Origin of the sequence: Flavobacterium defluvii (genome assembly GCF_900129555.1) — a bacterium.
GTDB lineage: Bacteria > Bacteroidota > Bacteroidia > Flavobacteriales > Flavobacteriaceae > Flavobacterium > Flavobacterium defluvii.
Genome location: NZ_FQWC01000005.1, coordinates 191,093 through 210,510, shown reverse-complemented (window position 1 = coordinate 210,510; position 19,418 = coordinate 191,093). Strand labels below are relative to the sequence as shown.

Genomic DNA, 19,418 nt, shown 5'->3' with positions numbered 1-19,418 from the left:
AAAATTTAGAACCTTAGCCTCTCAGAACCTTAAGATTTGTGTTAAAATCCACTAAAACCCAAAATGCGAGTCATAGTTTGTTCAGCAAAAAATAGTGTCAGAAATTGACAATTCCAACGATATAATCGAAATCATTTTTTAACATTTTTAGCAAGAAATTTCCAAATGTTAATTTTGAAAATTTTTCATTTTAACACTTCATATTTCTCCTATGTTTGCACTACTAAATATCAAAAACTATGAATGAAATTACTTCTTATTGGTGGATACTTTTAATAGTATTTGCGATTCTTTTTTACAAATTTATTTTACGTGTTTTCTTCGGAATGGTAATCGTTCCAGAGGATAAAATTGGTTTAGTAACCAAAAAATTCGTTCTGTTTGGCGCAGACAAATCATTACCCGACGGCCGAATTATCGCAACAAAAGGCGAAGCGGGTTATCAAGCAAAAACGCTTGCTCCTGGATTGTACTGGGGAATGTGGATTTGGCAGTATTCAATAGACATGACCAGTTTTACATTAATTCCCGAAGGAAAAATTGGACTGGTTTTAAGTAAAGACGGAAAAGAAATTCCAACCGGGCGTATTTTGGCCAGAAGAGTAGAAAGCGACAACTTTCAGGATGCAACAGCTTTCTTAGACAATGGCGGACAAAAAGGACGTCAGACTGCTTTTATTACAACGGGATCGTATCGTATTAATACGTTTTTGTTTGAGATCGTGATTGCAGATCAAATCAAGATTTTTGAAAATATGATTGGTATTGTAACTGCTCTTGACGGAGAGCCAATTCCGCAAGGACAAATCGCCGGAAAATTTGTTGAAGAACATAATAATTTTCAGGACTTTGATAAGTTTTTGGAACAAGGCGGAAACCGTGGTTTACAGCCGCAGGTTATGCTGGCAGGTTCTTACTATATCAATACTTGGGGAATTCAAATTGAACAAAACCCAATGACAGATGTGCCAATTGGTTACGTTGGTGTTGTGATTTCTTATATTGGAGAAGACGGACAAGACGTTACCGGAGATACTTTTAAACACGGAAACATTGTTTCAAAAGGACAGCGTGGTGTTTGGATGGAGCCATTTGGTCCTGGAAAATATGCCTTGAATAAGTATACAACAAAATTAGAAGCAGTTCCAACAACAAACTTAGTTTTAAACTGGGCAAACGCACGAAGCGAATCACACGATTTAGATAAAAACTTATCGACTATCACAGTTCGTTCAAAAGACGGTTTCCCGTTCAATCTTGACGTTGCACAAATTATTCACGTTCCGGCGGCAGAAGCTCCAAAAGTAATTGCACGTTTCGGAAGTATGAACAACTTAGTTTCTCAGGTTTTAGAGCCAACAATTGGTAACTATTTCAGAAACTCGGCTCAGGACAGTGATGTAATTTCATTCTTGACAACCAGAAAAGAGCGTCAGGAATCGGCTAAAAACCATATTAAGTTAGTTCTGGACGAATACAACGTAAATGCTGTTGATACTTTGATTGGAGATATCGTTCCGCCAGATTCATTAATGAAAACTTTGACTGACAGAAAACTGGCTGAGGAAGAACAAAAAACGTATCAAACTCAAAGAATGGCGCAGGAACAGCGTCAGGGAATGGAAAAAGAAACCGCAATTGCAGATATGCAGAAAGAAATTGTACGAGCTTCGCAAAGTGTTGAAATTGCACAACGTACAGCGGATGCAACAGTTAAAAAAGCAGAAGGGGATGCAACCAGTTTAAAACTGAATGTAAACGCAGAAGCAGAAGCTACAAAAATGCGTGCAAATGCCGAAGCTGAAGCAACAAAAGCAAGAGCAGGAGCACAAGCAGAAGCTACAAAACTAAATGCAAGCGCAGAAGCCGAAAGAATTTCGAAAACCGGTCTTGCAGAAGCCGAGAAAATTATGGCAATTGGTAAATCAACTGCAGAAGCTTACCAACTACAAGTTAGTGCTATGGGCGGTGATAACTTTACAAGATATAAAGTAACAGAGGAAATTGGTAAAGGAAATATCAAAGTAATTCCAGATGTTTTAATTTCCGGAAACGGAGGTTCTGACGGTTCAATCAGCGGTTTATTAGGATTAAAACTAATGGAAATGATGGATACAAAAGAAACGAAAGATTTGAAAGAAGTTAAAAATCAAAATCCGAAGAAATAATAATTATTTATAAAGTGTTAAACGTTAGATGTAAAATGTAAAAGACATCTTATATCATAGAGACGCACAGTATGCGTCTAACACATAGTCTGAAAACCGGTCTGCATCAGCAGATCGGTTTTTTTTGTTTAAAAGAAATGAAAACCAGACGAAAGACGTACTGCTGTGCGCCTCTACATAATATTGGCGCAAAAAAACCTTTGTACTTTTGCCTCTCAGTCCCGATAGCCATCGGGATAGCAACTTTTAAAAAACCTTTGTACCTTTGCCTCTCAGAACCTTAGTGCCTTAAAAAAAATTGAAAAAAATCCTCCTTCTTTCCGATACTCATTCTCATATTGACGATGTCATTTTAAAATATGTCAATCAGGCAGATGAAGTCTGGCATGCGGGAGATATTGGCGATTTGCATGTAACAGATGCTATAAAGGCATTAAAACCGCTTCGCTGTGTTTACGGAAACATCGATGATGCAAAAGCAAGATTAGAATTTCCGCTGAATAATAGATTTATGTGTGAAAATGTTTCTGTTTGGATTACACATATCGGAGGTTATCCCGGAAAATACAATCCTGCGATTAGAGAAGAGATAGTATCAAACCCGCCAAAATTATTCATCTGCGGACATTCACACATTTTGAAAGTAATGTTCGATAAAAAGAACAATTTATTGCACATGAATCCCGGTGCGGCAGGAAAAAGCGGATTTCATCAAATGCGAACGATGCTTCGTTTTGTTATTGATGATGATAAAATAAAGGATTTGGAAATTATCGAAATTGGAAAAAAATAAGATTAAGAAATCGGAACCTTTATTTTAACTGATGTTCCTGTATTTTCATTTGCCCTTGAAATAATCGAAAAATTTCCTTTTAGTTTCTTAATACGAACTCTAATTCTGTTTAAACCAAAACCTTCAATTTCGTTGAGTTTTTCGGCATTAAAACCTTTTCCGTTGTCGTGAATAATGATAATCAGCTGGTTTTGATTTTCATGTAACGAAATCTGAGCTTTTTGTGCTTCACTATGTTTTATTATGTTGCTTAGTAATTCTGACACAATGAAATAAAGCTTTGTTTCGAATTTTTCCGAATATCTCGTTTCAGTTAAAACAGAACTTGAAAATTTAAACTCAATGCTTGAATTAGAATTTCTTTCGCATAAATCTTCTAATGCATAAATTAATCCAAAACGAACCAAAAGCGTAGGAACGAGGTCATGTGATATATCCCGTAAAAGATCATGAGCTTCTAAAAGAATAGCTTTTGCTTTTTGAATTTCTTCAGATTGAATATTATTTTTTGTAGTAAACACATTTAAATGCAATCCTGCTGAGGACAAAAGCGAATTAATATTGTCGTGTAAAAAAGAAGCAATCTTTTTTTGCTCAGTTTCCTGACTGTCAATTCCTGCGTTTATTACGTTTAAAAGTATTTTTTGTTTGGCATCTTTGCGTTTGATTTTCTGTTTTAGCTTATTGTTTTGGTACACAAAATAAAACAGGAAAAATAATAATATGATTAAAATTACAGACAAGCTAACAAGCCTTTTGTTGCGTAACTGCTCGGGCGTAATTTCCTTTAAATCTTGAGTTTTTTTTGGATTTTCGACATTCGAAATTTTTACTTTTTCTAAAGAGTTGTTATCCTGGGGCAAAAGTTTATTTCCACTAAAGACAAGAATTAGGAATGATATAAATAACCTGATAAAAAACATATATTCTAAAGTATTTTATTATTCTTTTTAATTTGGATTTATGGATTTATCAAATTGTTTTTCAAGGCATATTTTACCAAACCTATCGTGTTTTTAATATTTAATTTTTTCATGATATTTTTTCGATGGGTTTCGACAGTATTTGTGCTGATAAAAAGTTTTTCACTTATTTCTTTTCCGCTGTATTCCAAAGAGATTAAAGTTATGATTTCGATTTCTCTTGGACTCAAAATAGGATTCTCGGCATAAATATTCTTGTTTAGTTTTGGATTATTTTGAGAAAACATACTAAATATTTTTTCTCTTACAGCATCAGAATAATATTCCTGATCCTGATAAACGGCATGAATAGCTTCAATAATATTTTCACCGGCACATTTCTTTGTTAAATAGCCTTTTGCCCCTAATTTCATTACTTCCTTAATGATCTTAAGATCATCATAACTTGATAAAATAATTACTTTACACGGAAATCCTTTTTGACTGAATTCTTTTAAAACTTCGATCCCGTCTTTTTGAGGCATACTTATATCCAAAACCAAAATATCAGCCTTATCCTGAACTACATCATCATATATTGTAAGACCATTCAAAGAACTTCCGGCAATTTCAAAATTTGGAACCGTCTCCAGTAAATTTGAAAGCCCATCAATAAGAACCTGATGATCGTCAGCAAGGTGTATTTTTATTTTATCTGCCATATTTTTGTAGAACAAAAAGCAAATTTATGAAAAAATTATCTTACAAAACGGTTTTTTAAAATATTCGCATTTTTTTGTAAAAATAAAGCACAAAAAAACCCGAATATAAATTCGGGTTTTTCTTCGCACAAAAAAATTAAGTTTATAGGTTTATCTCAATCGGTCTACAGATTTTACAAGATCTTCGTCCTTTTTGATGGCCTTATTAGCAAGAACTAATAACACGATAGCAACAATAGGAAGAAACATCCCAATACCTTTCTCAGAAACAACGTTAGCAGTTTCTCCAGATAAATTTAGAGAACGATAAACAAATAATCCTAATAAAATTAAATTTAATATTATGTTCAGTCTGTTTAGCACAAACTGATTTTGTCTCTTTTTGTATGATATAATACTAACAATAGTAAGCATTGTGCTTAAACCAACGATAATATTATATACAGGATCCTGATTAAAATAAAATACCTTGCCTGTTTTTAATGTCCATAAAGGTATAAATAGCATCAAAACACTTGTCGCTATAAACGTAAGAATTAAATATACAGTCTGAATTCGTTGTATCATGATCTAAAATTGTTTTACAAAAATATATTTTCTTTTTTTAAAATACTATTGTATGATTAAATTTTATTCGTATTATTGCATCATAATACCGTAAGCACTTCATACTGCGGTCAATCGAAAAAAAATATCTACCTATTCTTTTTACAGTATTTCCTTTAAAATAATTAAATTCATAGAACATTCATGTTTGATATTTCTGCATTAAAAGAAATGAAGCTATCTGAGCTTCAAGAAATAGCTAAGTTAGCTAAAACTATAAAGATTAATGGCGTTAAAAAAGATACTCTGATTACTCAGATACTTGCGCATCAGGAGGCGACATCAGCACCGCCCGCAGAAGCTATTGCAGAAAAGGAAGCAAATAATGATAAGCCAAAAAGAGCCCGAATTGCTCCGGCTAAAAAAACGGCAAATAAAAATACGCCGGTTCTTGAATTTGATGCGCCAGAAGAAACTTCAAAGGAAATTATAACTCCGGCAGCTGCAGAAGAAAAGCAAAAAACAGAGACTGAGCCCGCATCTGAAAATAAAACTGTAGACAAAAAAGGAGCAAAAGCTGTAAAATTTAATAAATCGGCTTATGAGAAAAAAGTCGCATTACAAAAGGAAAAAGAAGTTGCTAAAGAAGTGATTTCTACAGAAGAAATAACAGAGAATGCTCCAACGGCTCCAGTTGCTGAAAAAACTGAAAATACTGCTCCGGTTAAAAAGATTAATCCTAATCAGAATAAAAACCAAAATCCCAACCAGAATCAAAATCCGAATCAAAACCAAAACCCAAATCAAAACGGGAACGGAAACGGAAATAATGGGAATCATCAAAACCAAAACAATAAAAACAAAAAGAACAACAACAATTTCAGAGATTCAGATTTTGAATTTGACGGAATTATCGAAAGTGAAGGTGTTCTTGAAATGATGCCGGATGGTTACGGATTTTTACGTTCTTCTGATTATAATTATTTAGCTTCTCCGGATGATATTTATTTATCAACTTCACAAATCAGATTATTTGGTTTAAAAACCGGAGACACTGTAAAAGGTGTGGTTCGCCCTCCAAAAGAAGGTGAGAAGTTTTTTCCTCTTGTTCGTGTTTTAAAAATTAACGGACATGATCCGCAGGTTGTTCGTGACAGGGTTTCTTTTGAACACCTGACTCCTGTTTTTCCTTCTGAAAAATTCAAATTAGCCGAAAAAGGCAGTTCTATATCAACCCGTATTATTGATTTGTTTTCTCCTATCGGAAAAGGACAGCGTGGAATGATCGTTGCCCAGCCAAAAACAGGTAAAACAATGCTTTTAAAAGACATTGCAAACGCAATCGCAGCAAATCATCCTGAGGTTTATTTAATCGTTCTTTTGATTGATGAGCGTCCTGAGGAGGTTACAGACATGCAGAGAAGTGTTCGTGGTGAAGTTATCGCGTCAACTTTTGACAGAGAACCGCAGGAACATGTGAAAATTGCTAATATCGTTTTGGAGAAATCAAAACGTTTGGTAGAATGCGGACATGATGTTGTAATTCTTTTAGACTCTATTACACGTTTAGCAAGAGCTTATAATACAGTTCAGCCGGCATCTGGAAAAGTATTAAGTGGAGGTGTTGATGCAAATGCATTACAAAAACCAAAACGTTTCTTTGGAGCGGCAAGAAATGTAGAAAACGGTGGTTCATTAAGTATCATCGCAACTGCATTAACAGAAACGGGTTCTAAAATGGATGAGGTTATCTTCGAAGAGTTTAAAGGAACCGGTAACATGGAACTTCAGTTAGATCGTAAAATTGCTAACAAGCGTATTTTCCCAGCAATCGATCTTACTTCTTCAAGTACACGCCGAGACGACTTATTACTTGACGAAAAAACATTACAAAGAATGTGGATTATGCGCAAATATCTATCAGATATGAACCCAGTAGAATCTATGGATTTTGTAAACGATCGTTTCAAGAAAACTAAGAATAATGAAGAGTTTTTGATTTCTATGAATGACTAGAAAAGGTGCTAAGGTTCTAAGATGCTAAGTTTTTTTCTTCTTTGACTTTACAATATAAAAAAGGGATGAGTTATAAAACTCATCCCTTTTTGTTTCTATCTTAGAGACTCAGTAACTTAGAACCTTAGCATCTTAGAACCTTATTTAATCGGTTTATCAACCACCGGTCTGTTCTCTCTATTTGCTAAGTCCCAGGCAAGTACAAAAGCAAGTTTTGTTCTTTTGGTTAAAGCATCATATTCGATTTTTTGCGGTTCGTCGCCTTTTCCGTGGTAATCTTCGTGAACTCCGTTGAAGAAAAAGATAGCCGGAATACCATGTTTAGCGAAGTTATAGTGGTCAGAACGCTCATAAAAGTGATTTGGATCAGCAGGATCATTAAATTTAAAATCTAAGTCCATTTTGATGTATTTTTCATTCTGAGCCACAACCGCATTGTGTAAATCAGATGATAATCTGTCAGCACCAATTACATAAACATAATTGTTCGTATTAGCATGTTCTACGTCACGACGACCAATCATATCGATATTAATGTCTGAAATCGTGTTAGCAATTGGAAACAAAGGATTTTCAGAATAAAAACGAGAACCGTGTAAACCGTGTTCTTCACCGGTTACATGCAAGAATAAAATAGAACGTTTTGGTCCGTGACCTTGTTTTTTTGCTTTCGCAAAAGCTTTTGCCATTTCGATAACAGCAACAGTTCCGGAACCATCATCATCAGCGCCGTTATAAACTTCACCATTTTTAATACCAACGTGATCGTAATGAGCAGAAATTACCAAAATTTCGTCTGGTTTTTCAGAACCTTCGATAAAAGCCCAAATATTCTCAGAATCAGGTAAGTTTTGGTTACGTCTTGCATTTAAGTATGATGCGGGAATATGCTGATAATAATCAGATGCGCCTTTTGGAAATGGTATACCGCTTTTTTTGTATTGCCCGATCATGTAAAGACCCGCTTTTTTCTGCCCTGCAGAACCAGTTTCGCGGCCTTCCATTTCATCTGAAGCGACAGTGTAAAGCATTTTTTTAAGGTCTTTTTCAGAAATATATTTCACATATTTGGTTGGATCTGAATTATCCTTAGAAGCAACCTGAGCATTTTTACATGAAAAAGCCGAAGCGATTAATAAAAGAATTACAATTTTTTTCATTGTGTATTTAGTGTAAATTGATAAACGTGTATAAAACATAGAACGTGAGTAAAAATATAATAAAAAAGAAGTTTATAAAGAATAACATAACGCTTTTAACAAACGATACGATTCTGCTTTCGCCATAAAAACGGTGATGTGCCGGATAAAAATAGTAACACATCCAGATTACGCCTACAAAATTCGTTATACCCGAAATAAAATTTAAAGGACTGTTTTCACCAAAGAATCCTACAATCCTGTCTATTATAAACATTATGAGGAAAATGAGCAGTAAAAATGAAAAATAATGAAGGGTAAAAATTCCGTGATCAAAATAATACCATTTCTTTTTATTGTGGAAAATCCAGAGAAAGAAAGCAAAAAACGGCATTATAATAAAAAGAATTTTAGGAATATTATGGAAAAAGGACTCGATAAATTTTTCGATAATTTCTCTTTTGGTATTATGTTCGGTAACGTGAACCGATTTTTCATAAAGCCAATATTCAAACTCTGAAAGCTTTTCATCTTCCTTTCCGTATTTTTGAATCGAATCGATTTCTTTCATCGGTCTTAATTCAAAATGAGTTTTGTATTTAGATTTTTCCTCTTTTTTGTCCTGATTTACAAGCGATGTAGAAATTTCTTTTTCGCCTTTATTAAGTTTATCGCTTACTTTATTTGGAAACATAGCAATTAAAAAGAATGTGATAAAACTGATAAAAATATAAAGACGAACAGGAGCAAGATATGATAAACGTTTTCCCGAAAGATATTCTTTAGTTAATGTAGCAGGTTTAAAGAGAAGGTTTTTAATTGTTTTCCAAAAAGCATTTTCATAATGCGTTAAATCTTCAAAGAAATGAATAAATAAATGATGAAAAGTTTTTCTGGAATCTGAATTTTCCTGTCCGCAGTTTGGACAAAATTTTTGCTCAACAACATGCCTGCAGTTTAAACAGGTTTTGTCTTCTCTAATTTTGTTATGTGACATTGGTTATTTTAGTTGGTTTTATTTTTGGTTATTGTTTTAGCCCACGAATTAAACGGGTTAAACGGGTTTGCGCTGGTTTTTTGCCACAAAGTGCTATATATTAATCAGCGTAAATCCGTTTAATCAGTGTCATCTGTGTGCCATAAAAAAGTATTATTTTTTAAGAACCTCGTTTAGAAAAAGCTGTAAATGGTCAAAAGATCTTTTAGCCGCAACAGCATTGTAAGCAGCACCTTTAGAATTATCATTTCCGGCTTCCGGATTTGTAAATGAGTGTACCGAATTAGCATAATAAATCATTTGCCAGTCTGCTTTAGCATCGCGCATTTCCTGCTGAAAAGAAGCGATTTCTTCTTTTGGAACAAACGGGTCATCTGCTCCGTGACAAATTAAAATTTTAACCGAAGTTGGTTCTGTTTTTCTGGCTGCATCTTTACCTAAACCTCCATGAAACGAAGCAACTCCTTTTACATTAAGATGTCCGCGAACAGCTTCAAGAACTCCAGTTCCTCCAAAACAATAGCCAATAGCTACAATATTATCTGCATTTGCTCCGGATTTTATTAATTCCTGCAAAGCTGCGTTTATTCTTTTTTGATAAGCTTCAGGATTACTTTTATAAAAACCGGCTTGTTTTCCTGCTTCACCAGTATTTGTGGGATAATTTCCTTCTCCATAAATATCAGCGATAAAAACATGATAGCCTAATTTTGATAATTCCTGGGCAATTCCTTTTGACGCATTGTCGATTCCTAACCAGGCAGGAAGAAGCAAAATTCCGAGATTATTAGCGCTCTTTTTAGCCGATTTTATAAATAAACCATTTAATGTCTGATTTCCTTCAGCATATTTTACAGGTTTTAATTGTGCATTCATAACTGTTGAAAACAATGTTGCAACTACAATAAGTATGATTGATTTTTTCATTTTTTTACAATTTTTAACAAATATCAGAAATAATATGTTATAAAAAAACCTCGAGAGCTATTTCACGAGGTTTATTTAACACATTTCTTCGAGTAAAATTATTTACCGGGATGATAAGTTCGTTCGGCATTTTTAAGAACGTCTTCTTTATAAAACAAAACATCTTTAAATTGTCCCTTTCTGTACATTTCCTCCTGATCAGAAAAATGTTTCGAATTTATATCGCCGCTGTTGCCACCAGCCAATAATGATTTTGCTCTTATTTTTGAACCAAATTCTACTGCGCATACAAAGCTATTTCCGTTGTATCCGTATCGTTTTTTGGAATTATTATGGTAATTGGCTTTAAAAGAAGGTAAACTTCCCCATGAACCAGGGCCAAAACCAATTGGGAGACTTGGTTTTGAATCATCGTATTTTAAATCAATATCTCCGCTTGAACGTTGAAAACGATTAATTTCTCCCCAAGCTATTTTCCATGTTCCCCATTTTGAGTTAAGGTCTTTTATAACGGTTTTAAGCTGCGGAATCATTTGCTGCACTGTTGCTTTTTTTGCAAAGTTTTTAGTGTTTTCAACCTGATCCAATTGCCCTTCATCAATATAAGCTTTTTGAATAATTGGGTCTAATTTATAAGCCCATTCCACGGCTAAAGTTGTCGCAACAGAATTTTCTTTGGCATAATAATCCCAATTTTTAAGAATTGAAATAGGTTCAGCCAATTCGGAATATTCAACTGATTCTGGTTTGATATTTTTTTCGAAAACATCAATCAGACTCGGAATTAATATTTCAAAAATGGATAATTTAGTATCATATCCATCAGTAATAACTTTGTCTAATGTATATTTTTCGCCTTTGCTAAAAATTCTAACGGCATTTATTCCTCTAAAATTTTCGCCATCCGGCGCCATGTAAGGGATGTAGTTTTCCTTTTTTGGACTATTATTTCCAGCAACCGTAAATGGAGTTGAATTACAATTTTGAAGCCATCCATTTGTTGGGTTATATAGATGTACGGTTTCGTTTACATCGTGTAATCCTTTCCATTGGGTTGAAGAAATTGATCCGTCAATAACTTTTGACCAGTTTAAACTTTTGTCTCGAATTGGAATAAAATTTCCATGCCAATAGGCAATATTTCCTTTACTGTCAGCATAAACCGTATTGTTAGAAGTATTGGCTTTTAAATCCATTGCTTTTTTGTAATCGTCAAAATTGGTAGATTTAGTTCTAACCCAGCTCTGAATCAAACTTGCCATCGAACGATTATTTGACTTTAAACTAATCCATTTTCCGTCGCGTTTGGCCATAATTGGACCATTATTCGTTGCGTAGGTTTTGAATTTCTTTGAAATCAATTTTCCTTTTTTCAGATATTTTACAGTAATTTCTTTTTCGATAACAGGCAAAAGTTTAGAATCGAATTCATAGAAAAGCTTTCCGTTTTTGTTGGTAATTTTTTCGGCATACATATCCGCCACGTCAACGTTTGAAGAAGTATGCATCCAGCCGCAGTTTTCATTAAATCCCTGATAAATAAAAAACTGTCCCCAGGTTACGGCACCATAAACATTTAAACCTTCTTCACTTGAAATCTGTACTTCGGGTCTGAAATAAAAAGTGGTATGCGGATTTATATATAAAATCGAATTTCCGCTTTCTGTTTTAGATGGCGCAAAAGCAAAACCATTTGAACCCGTTTGAACATATTTTTCTCTTTCAACATAAGCGACTTTATCATTATTTCCAGAATAAAAAGCTTTTAATTCGCCAGTTGAAAGATCTGCAGTACTAATGGCGCCAATACTTCCGTCGGTCCAAAGCAGCGGAAACCATGGTTCGAAATGGGTTAAAAGTGCCGGTTTTATTTCCGGATGTTTATAAAGATAAAAGTTGATCGCATCGGCATAACTGTTTAAAAGTTTTTTGAGCCAGTCCGGAGCTTTTTTATAATCCGCTTTTGCTTCATCAACGTCAATTAAAAGTTTAATTTCTAAATCATTATATAAAACCGATTCGCCTTTTATTTCAGAAAGGCGTCCCAGTTTTTCTATATAATTCATTTCGATTCTTTTAAAATCATCTTCACATTGTGCATATAATAATCCAAAAACAGCATCGGCATCGGTTTTTCCGTAAATGTGTGGAATTCCCCAATTATCGCGTATAATAGTAACTTTTTCTGCCAGTTTTTCTAATCGGTTAATTTCTTTTGTGCTGATTTTTTGTGCCGAAAGCTGAAAACCACAACAGATTAAAAAAGTTATTTTTAGGATTTTAGAATATTGAAACATGCTTATTTGATATTAAATTTTTGCCCAGCTGTATAGATGCTCATTTCTAATTTTTCAATCGAAACGAGATTGTCTTTTTTAACTTTTACAATGCCTTTTGGATTTTTGAAAACAATCACTTCACTTTCTCCGGCAACTTCAACTTTATTGTTTCTCACAATAATTGCAGTTGCCTCGTCGATTCCAATTCCGGTTAAATCCGGAAACTCAACCAATGCAGAAAGTAAGCGGTTATAGCGGTTTCTTTTTAAAAAATGCTGATCGATTACAACCGATTTTAATAAGCCTAAACCTTCTGAAGTTTCGAGATTATCGTATTTAATTGTTGAAAAAGTTCCAGTATATTCTTTTTGCAATTTTTGGTTTCCGGTAATCATTTTTTCAGACATTACGGCCGCTCCGGCGCTTGTTCCGGAAATGGTACTTCCGTTTTCATACGCTTTCAAAATTGCTGTTTTTATTGGAGTATTATGAACAACAGACATAAATCGGGTTTGATCGCCGCCGCTTATAAAAATTAATTTTGCTTTTTGAACAGAATCTGTAAGTGTTTTATTTTGCGCTGTTTCTTTATTGAAGTTCAGCATCACAATTGGGTTTGATGTAAGTTTTACCATTTGCGTTTTAAAAAAGATAAACGAACTGTCCGGTTCTTCGCTTGACATTGGTAAAACCACGATATAGTCTTTTTTGCCTAGTTCAGCGACATCCAAAACCTGCTTCATTAAATCATCAGAACGATCACCTCCGCCAATAATAAATAATTTTCCCTTGGGATTTTGTGCCAGAACAAAAGTGCTTAGTAGTACAAAAAATATTGTAAATGATTTGAAAAGAAGGTTGTTTTTCATGGTTTATCTGGGTTTAGTTTTTTTGATTTTCAATGAATTTTAAAAGAGAATTGTTGACGATAAATAACACATCCTGCATTTTATCTAAATCTACTTTTGAAGCAATATCGCGAGGCGTATGATAATCCTCGTGAAAACCACTGAAAAAGGTTAAAATCGGAATTCCTTTTGCAGTAAACGATGCATAATCACTTCCCGAATGTCCGTTGGTTTCCCATAAATCCAAAGTGAATGGATTTTGAAGTTTAGCGTTGCTTTCGCTGGCGATTTTCTTTAAATATTCAGTTTCTTTTTGAGTTCCGATGCTTAAAATTCTATGAGCTTTATCTTCGGGAGCACTTCTCGAAATCATATCCATATTGATACAGAGAAGGATTTTTTGGTTTTTTAAATTCAAATTCTGAGCAAAATATTCACTTCCTAAAAGTCCCATTTCTTCTGCAGTCCAGGCGGCAAAAAGAATATTATATTGGGGTTTTATTTTTGATTCTGACCAGTTTTTTGCCAAAGCCAGCATGCCCGAAGTTCCTGATGCATTATCGTCTGCGCCATGATAAATAGAGTCATTTTTAATTCCTAAATGATCGTAATGTGCGCCAACAATAATGGTTTTGGTTGTGTCTTTTCCGGGAATCATTCCCAAAACATTTGCAGCATCTAACATATCATGTTTTAATTCTATCGAAAAATTGATTTTTACTTTTTGTGATAGAGTAGAAGCAAGGTTGTTTTTTAATGGAATATCAGTTTTAGAGAATAGACTTTCGGCTGTTTTTTTACTAATTCTAAAAACAGGAATTGCTTCTGATTTTGAATTTTCTAAAGAATGAAAAACTTCATTTTCTTTGTTTTCAGGTTTAAAGTTTTCTTTTTCAACAATGAGTAAAGCAATCGCACCTTTATTAATGGCGGTTTTTAGTTTTGTTTCTTCTAAATCATTTTCTTCGGGAAATATGTTTTTGAATTTTTTATAAGTTGCTGAAGTACTGTCTTTGTCGTTTGGAAATCCTTTTAAAACGACTACAATTTTATTTTTTATGTCTACATTTTTATAGTCGTCATAGTCTTCTTTTGGTAAACTTAAACCATAAGAAGCAAAAACTACTTCAGCTTGTTTTTTTTGAATGGAATTTTCAGTTGGAGTAACTTCAAAATCCTTTTCAGGTGAAAGTGAAATAGTTCTATAATTTTTTCTTTTGATTTCTAAAGCTGTTTTTTTTACGGTATGTTGCCGAATTTCAAATATTTGAAAACAATATTCAAAATTGTTATATTCTTTCAGCTTATAAGAATGCATTTTAGATGATATATAGCTTGCGGTTAGATTTCCTCCTCTTGTATTAGGTTTTCGGCCTTCCATTGAATCTGAAGCTAGAATATTTAGTGTTTCAGAAAAATCATTTTTCGTAGGATTTGGAATCGTCGTTTGCGAAAAGAGTATTGATTTACAAAAGAACAATGTAAAAAAGATAAGTATTCGTAAACGCATATTTCACCAGATAAAATTGATTATAAAATGATATTTCTTTTAAAAGCACAGCCCAATTCTATAATCGAATCGGTTTTAGCAATTCCGGGAATATTATCGATTTTTTCGTAAAGAATTTTTCGCATGTGTTCATGGTTTTTTGCCACAATTTTAATGTAAAGTGTAAACGAACCCGTTACATAATAACATTCGGTAATTTCAGGAATGTTTTTTAATTCTTCGATAATTCGGTTAGAATCAGAATCTTTGTTTAAAGTAATTCCGGTAAAAGACGCCCAGTCAAATCCAATTTTTTTCTCCTGAATAATGGGTTTTATACCGCCAATAATTCCTTGTTCCATTAATCGGTTAATACGCTGATGCACCATTGTATTTGATATTTTCAAATTGGCCGCGATGGAAGAAAAAGCCATTCTTCCGTCTTTTTCAAGTTCCTTAATTATATTGATATCAAATTCGTCTAAACTATCCATTTTTTAAAATTGGTTTTATTTCTCAAATATTTGTTTGAAATAAATTATTCGTGTTATTATATAGTCCCTATGGGACATTTTAATGTTATTTCATTCTTTTTTTCTACCGATCTGTAACTCCTAACGGAGTTTTACCGCAGTTGATTTTGTTTTTAAATATTGTTTGAAATAAATATCGTATACTATTATATAGTCCCTAAGGGACATTTTAACGTCGTCATTATTTTTTCTACCGATATTTAATTCCAAACGGAATTATGTTGCTATTTATTCAAAGCACATCGTCCTTATTATAACATTTTAGCGTGGCATCATTATTTTTTCTGCCGATATTTAATTCCTACCGAAGTTATTCATTGATTTCAAAGGTATCTCGTAGAGATAAAATATCGGTAGCTTTAAATATAACGCCCCAGCAATTAGTCCCGTAGGGACTACACTACATAACCATAAAAATAGCTATTTTTTTTAATAAAAGACTATATAATTGAAATTTCTAAAAATTAAAATTGATTCTAATTGTGTTCAAAAATAGTTTTTTTGACTTTAAATTAATTAAAATAAAGTCAAAATTTACTTTTTTACTTTGTTAATTTAGAATATTTATTACTTTTGTTTCTTTAAAGTTAAATATCATGATACATACAGAAAACGCACTTTCGTCAAAATCAGAAGTTTTGATTGAAAAAGAGAATAAATACGGAGCTCATAATTATCATCCGCTTCCTGTGGTTTTAGAAAGAGGAGAAGGTGTATATGTATGGGATGTTGACGGAAAAAAATATTACGATTTCTTGTCGGCTTATTCTGCAGTAAATCAAGGACATTGTCATCCTAAAATTGTGAAAGCAATGGTAGATCAGGCTCAGACATTAACGCTGACTTCTCGTGCTTTTTACAATGATAAATTAGGAAATTACGAAGAATACGTAACGAAGTATTTTGGCTTTGATAAAGTCCTGCCCATGAATACGGGTGCAGAGGCTGTTGAAACGGCTTTGAAAGTCTGTAGAAAATGGGCTTATGAAGTAAAAGGAATTCCTGAAAATCAGGCGCAGGTTATTGTCTGCGAGAATAACTTTCACGGAAGAACGACTACAATCATTTCATTTTCAAATGATGAAACGGCTCGTAAAAACTTCGGTCCGTTTACAGATGGATTTATAAAAATTGAATATGATAATCTTGAAGCGCTTGAAAAAGCTTTAGAATCATCAAAAAATATTGCTGGATTTTTGGTTGAACCAATTCAGGGAGAAGCTGGAGTTTATGTTCCGTCAGAAGGGTATTTGGCGAAAGCAAAAGCGTTATGCGAAAAACACAATGTTTTATTTATTGCTGATGAAGTGCAGACTGGAATTGCGCGTACAGGAAAATTATTAGCCGTTCACCACGAAAATGTACAGCCGGATATTTTAATTCTTGGTAAAGCGATTTCTGGTGGAGTTTATCCGGTTTCGGCAGTTTTGACAAATGACGAAATCATGAACGTTATAAAACCTGGCCAGCATGGATCTACTTTTGGAGGAAATCCTGTTGCGGCTGCGGTTGCCATTGCGGCTCTTGAAGTTGTTAAGGAAGAAAAACTGGCTGAAAATGCAGAACGTTTAGGAGTAATTTTAAGAGAAGGATTAAATAAAATTGCTGAGAAAAATGACCTGATTACGCTTGTTCGCGGGAAAGGACTTTTGAATGCGATAGTTATTAATAGTGGTGAAGATTCTGATCTGGCTTGGGAAATCTGTTTAAAATTCAGAGACAACGGACTATTGGCAAAACCAACTCACGGAAATAAAATCAGATTTGCTCCGCCTTTGGTTATGACAGAAGTTCAAATTAAAGAGTGTCTTGAAATCATTGAGAAATCATTGAATGAATTCAAATTATAAAGGATATAATTATATTAAGAAAGCCGCATTTTATATGCGGCTTTTTTTTTGAGGTCTAAATTATATAACAACGGATGAAAATTATATAACTTATAGATGAACTTCCTGAGTAGTTTTGGGTATCTGATTTAAGACAAAAAAGATTTGTTGAACCTTATAAATTTATCGAAGATGGCTTACGGAAATAATGATTTAACGCGTTTTTTAGATGCTCAAAACAAACTTTACCTTACAGCTTATTCTGAATTGAAAAAAGGGAAAAAAGAAACACACTGGATGTGGTTTATTTTTCCTCAGATACAAGGATTAGGAAAAAGTGATATTGCAAAATATTACGCTATTGCTGATCTTGATGAAGCACAAGCTTATTTGAATCATCCGATTTTGTCAAAACATTTGGTTGAAATTGCTCAGCTTTTATTAAATTTTAAAAAGAAAAAATCTATTGAAGATATTCTGGGAGAATTAGACGCTCGTAAACTTCGTTCGTCGTTGAGTTTATTTTCACAGGTTGAAAATGCAAACCCAATTTTTCAGGAATTATTAGATACTTTTTATTCGGGAGATTTAGATCAGGCTACTTTGACAATCGCTCAGGAATTAATGAAAATGCCTGTTGAGGCATAACTTAATATATATATGATATTAAACTTTACCTTTCAATTTTACTTATTTAGAATCTGTTAATTAAAAAAGCCATTCATTGGGGAGAATGGCTTTTTTTTGCTTAACAAAGATTGATATCTTTAACTTAAGCAATAAAAAAACATCCGCTATAGCGGATGTTTTTTAGTTTTATAAATATTTAAATTAAATTCTATAACCCGGATTTTGAGTGATTTTTTTGTTAGCATCAGTTTCTTTTAACGGAATTGGAAACACTAATTTATCAGCATCATAAGTTAATAAAAGCGGATCACCATCTGGAGTTTCTGTCAAAATAGAACGTTTAGTTCTCTTAATGTCGTGAATTAAAAATCCTTCCATTCCCAATTCTAATTCTCTTTCCAACAAAATATCATCAATTGTTACTGCAGTTAAAGCATCTGCATGCGCTCTTCCACGAATAATATTGATGTCATCAAGAGGCGTATTGCCAATTGCAGTTCCTTCTTCAAGATTCCCTTCTGCTCTTATTAAATACATTTCTGCCAGACGAATAATTCCAACATCAGCAAACTGATCTGTATATTTAGAAGTCAGGATTCTTCCGTTATCTTCGTTTTCGTATATAAAATTGGCTCTGTCGTCAGGATCACTAAATTTATTTAGATAAGCATCACGAATAGAAAAATCCCCGCCGCGTCCTCCATTACCTTCAGAAGCATAAAAAGTTACCGCATCATTTACACCAGTTTGTTTGGTAATTTGAATAGCAAAAACATCTTCTGCCTGATCGGTATCATGATTAAAAGCTGCTGCATAATTTTGAGACAATGCATGTCCGCTGTTTTCAATAACGTCATTTGCCGCATCCCTTGCTAAATCGTATCTTCCCTGCTGTAAATACACTCTCGCCAATAAAGCTTGTGCAGCATATTTATCAGCATAAAAACCATTTTCTTCTGGTAAGTTGGTATAAGCAAGATTTAATCCGTCTATAATAACTTTATAAACTTCTTCAACAGTACTTCTTTCTTTTGAAAGATCAACACTGAAATCATAAATTGCATTTGGTCTTATTACAACTCCTAATTGATTGTTTGTTTTGCCGCTTTCATACGGTTTTGCAAAGAATCGAACCAAATCAAAATAAGCCAGTGATCTTAAAAAACTAGCTTCGCCAATCATAACGGCTTGTCTGTCGGGATCTTTTACCTTGTAGATATTCTCGATAACGGTATTCGATGCATTTATAATTTCGTATAATCTTGCGTATGTTCCTTCGATAATTACATTGTCAGACAACATGTTCTTGTTGTACATTTGTCTTAATTCACCAAAAGTACCGCGCCATCTTAAATCGGTTGTACTTAAAACTCCGGTTACGCCTAGTAAATCTGCGTAAAGGAGAACTCTTCCGCCGTAAGCGTTTCCATTAGCTGCAAGTGCATAAGTTCCCGTTAATACATTGGTTACACCCGTTTCTGTGCTTAAGGTTTTATCAGCGTCTTCTCTTTGTTTAGGATCTAAGTCTAATTCATTTTCACAACTTGTAAAAAAAGCTGCTAAAAATATAAATAGGATTAATTTATTTGCTTTCATCTTT

16 protein-coding genes are annotated in these 19,418 nt (G+C 33.6%); 5 read left to right on the top strand and 11 right to left on the bottom strand.

Going from position 1 to position 19,418, the window contains the following annotated elements; genetic code table 11:
- The first annotated feature begins 239 nt into the window (after positions 1–239).
- Both BUC29_RS12945 and BUC29_RS12940 read left to right on the top strand, forming a co-directional pair.
- Entirely contained in the window at positions 240–2,168 is a 1,929-nt protein-coding gene (locus BUC29_RS12945; protein WP_073416595.1) for an SPFH domain-containing protein, read from the top strand.
- Between the two features lie 298 nt (positions 2,169–2,466).
- A complete protein-coding gene (locus BUC29_RS12940; protein ID WP_073416594.1) occupies positions 2,467–2,961 on the top strand; it encodes a metallophosphoesterase family protein in 495 nt (164 codons plus the stop codon).
- Between the two features lie 2 nt (positions 2,962–2,963).
- Here the strand turns inward: BUC29_RS12940 and BUC29_RS12935 are convergent, their stop codons facing one another.
- From BUC29_RS12935 to BUC29_RS12925, 3 genes are all read right to left on the bottom strand, one after another.
- Positions 2,964–3,704 carry a sensor histidine kinase gene (locus BUC29_RS12935; RefSeq protein WP_244160826.1) on the bottom strand — a complete coding sequence of 247 codons (741 nt, stop codon included), beginning with the start codon at positions 3,702–3,704 and terminating at the stop codon, positions 2,964–2,966.
- A gap of 218 nt (positions 3,705–3,922) precedes the next feature.
- The gene (locus BUC29_RS12930; RefSeq protein ID WP_073416592.1) at positions 3,923–4,585 is read right to left on the bottom strand and encodes a response regulator; all 663 of its coding nucleotides are present in this window, start codon (positions 4,583–4,585) and stop codon (positions 3,923–3,925) included.
- A 150-nt stretch (positions 4,586–4,735) separates the two neighbouring features.
- The gene (locus BUC29_RS12925; RefSeq protein WP_073416591.1) at positions 4,736–5,152 is read right to left on the bottom strand and encodes a DUF4293 domain-containing protein; all 417 of its coding nucleotides are present in this window, start codon (positions 5,150–5,152) and stop codon (positions 4,736–4,738) included.
- Positions 5,153–5,335: 183 nt separating this feature from the next.
- Between BUC29_RS12925 and rho the strand changes: the two genes are divergently transcribed.
- Positions 5,336–7,147: a transcription termination factor Rho gene (gene rho / locus BUC29_RS12920; protein ID WP_073416590.1), complete on the top strand. Its 1,812-nt coding sequence runs from the start codon at positions 5,336–5,338 to the stop codon at positions 7,145–7,147.
- 140 nt (positions 7,148–7,287) lie between these two features.
- Here rho and BUC29_RS12915 read toward each other — a convergent pair whose 3' ends face one another.
- The 7 genes from BUC29_RS12915 to BUC29_RS12885 form a co-directional block, all read right to left on the bottom strand.
- Positions 7,288–8,307, bottom strand: coding sequence for a M28 family peptidase (locus BUC29_RS12915; protein WP_073416724.1), 1,020 nt, complete (start codon positions 8,305–8,307; stop codon positions 7,288–7,290).
- Positions 8,308–8,314: 7 nt separating this feature from the next.
- Positions 8,315–9,283, bottom strand: coding sequence for a DUF3667 domain-containing protein (locus BUC29_RS12910; protein WP_073416589.1), 969 nt, complete (start codon positions 9,281–9,283; stop codon positions 8,315–8,317).
- Between the two features lie 153 nt (positions 9,284–9,436).
- The gene (locus tag BUC29_RS12905) at positions 9,437–10,210 is read right to left on the bottom strand and encodes a dienelactone hydrolase family protein (RefSeq protein WP_073416588.1); all 774 of its coding nucleotides are present in this window, start codon (positions 10,208–10,210) and stop codon (positions 9,437–9,439) included.
- A gap of 98 nt (positions 10,211–10,308) precedes the next feature.
- The gene (locus BUC29_RS12900; RefSeq protein ID WP_073416587.1) at positions 10,309–12,507 is read right to left on the bottom strand and encodes a penicillin acylase family protein; all 2,199 of its coding nucleotides are present in this window, start codon (positions 12,505–12,507) and stop codon (positions 10,309–10,311) included.
- Between the two features lie 2 nt (positions 12,508–12,509).
- The gene (locus BUC29_RS12895; RefSeq protein ID WP_073416586.1) at positions 12,510–13,358 is read right to left on the bottom strand and encodes a cyanophycinase; all 849 of its coding nucleotides are present in this window, start codon (positions 13,356–13,358) and stop codon (positions 12,510–12,512) included.
- 13 nt (positions 13,359–13,371) lie between these two features.
- On the bottom strand, positions 13,372–14,847 hold the full coding sequence (locus tag BUC29_RS12890) for a M20/M25/M40 family metallo-hydrolase (protein WP_084538646.1): 1,476 nt from the start codon (positions 14,845–14,847) through the stop codon (positions 13,372–13,374).
- A 20-nt stretch (positions 14,848–14,867) separates the two neighbouring features.
- On the bottom strand, positions 14,868–15,320 hold the full coding sequence (locus BUC29_RS12885; protein WP_073416584.1) for an Lrp/AsnC family transcriptional regulator: 453 nt from the start codon (positions 15,318–15,320) through the stop codon (positions 14,868–14,870).
- 635 nt (positions 15,321–15,955) lie between these two features.
- On the opposite strand from BUC29_RS12885, the gene rocD reads away from it, so the two are divergent.
- Together rocD and BUC29_RS12875 are read left to right on the top strand one after the other, a co-directional pair.
- Positions 15,956–17,209: an ornithine--oxo-acid transaminase gene (gene rocD, locus BUC29_RS12880; RefSeq protein WP_073416583.1), complete on the top strand. Its 1,254-nt coding sequence runs from the start codon at positions 15,956–15,958 to the stop codon at positions 17,207–17,209.
- A 171-nt stretch (positions 17,210–17,380) separates the two neighbouring features.
- On the top strand, positions 17,381–17,836 hold the full coding sequence (locus BUC29_RS12875) for a DUF1810 domain-containing protein (RefSeq protein WP_073416582.1): 456 nt from the start codon (positions 17,381–17,383) through the stop codon (positions 17,834–17,836).
- Between the two features lie 183 nt (positions 17,837–18,019).
- Here the strand turns inward: BUC29_RS12875 and BUC29_RS12870 are convergent, their stop codons facing one another.
- Positions 18,020–19,414 (bottom strand): RagB/SusD family nutrient uptake outer membrane protein, encoded by a 1,395-nt coding sequence (locus tag BUC29_RS12870; RefSeq protein WP_073416723.1) that lies wholly within the window; start codon positions 19,412–19,414, stop codon positions 18,020–18,022.
- Positions 19,415–19,418 lie beyond the last annotated feature (4 nt).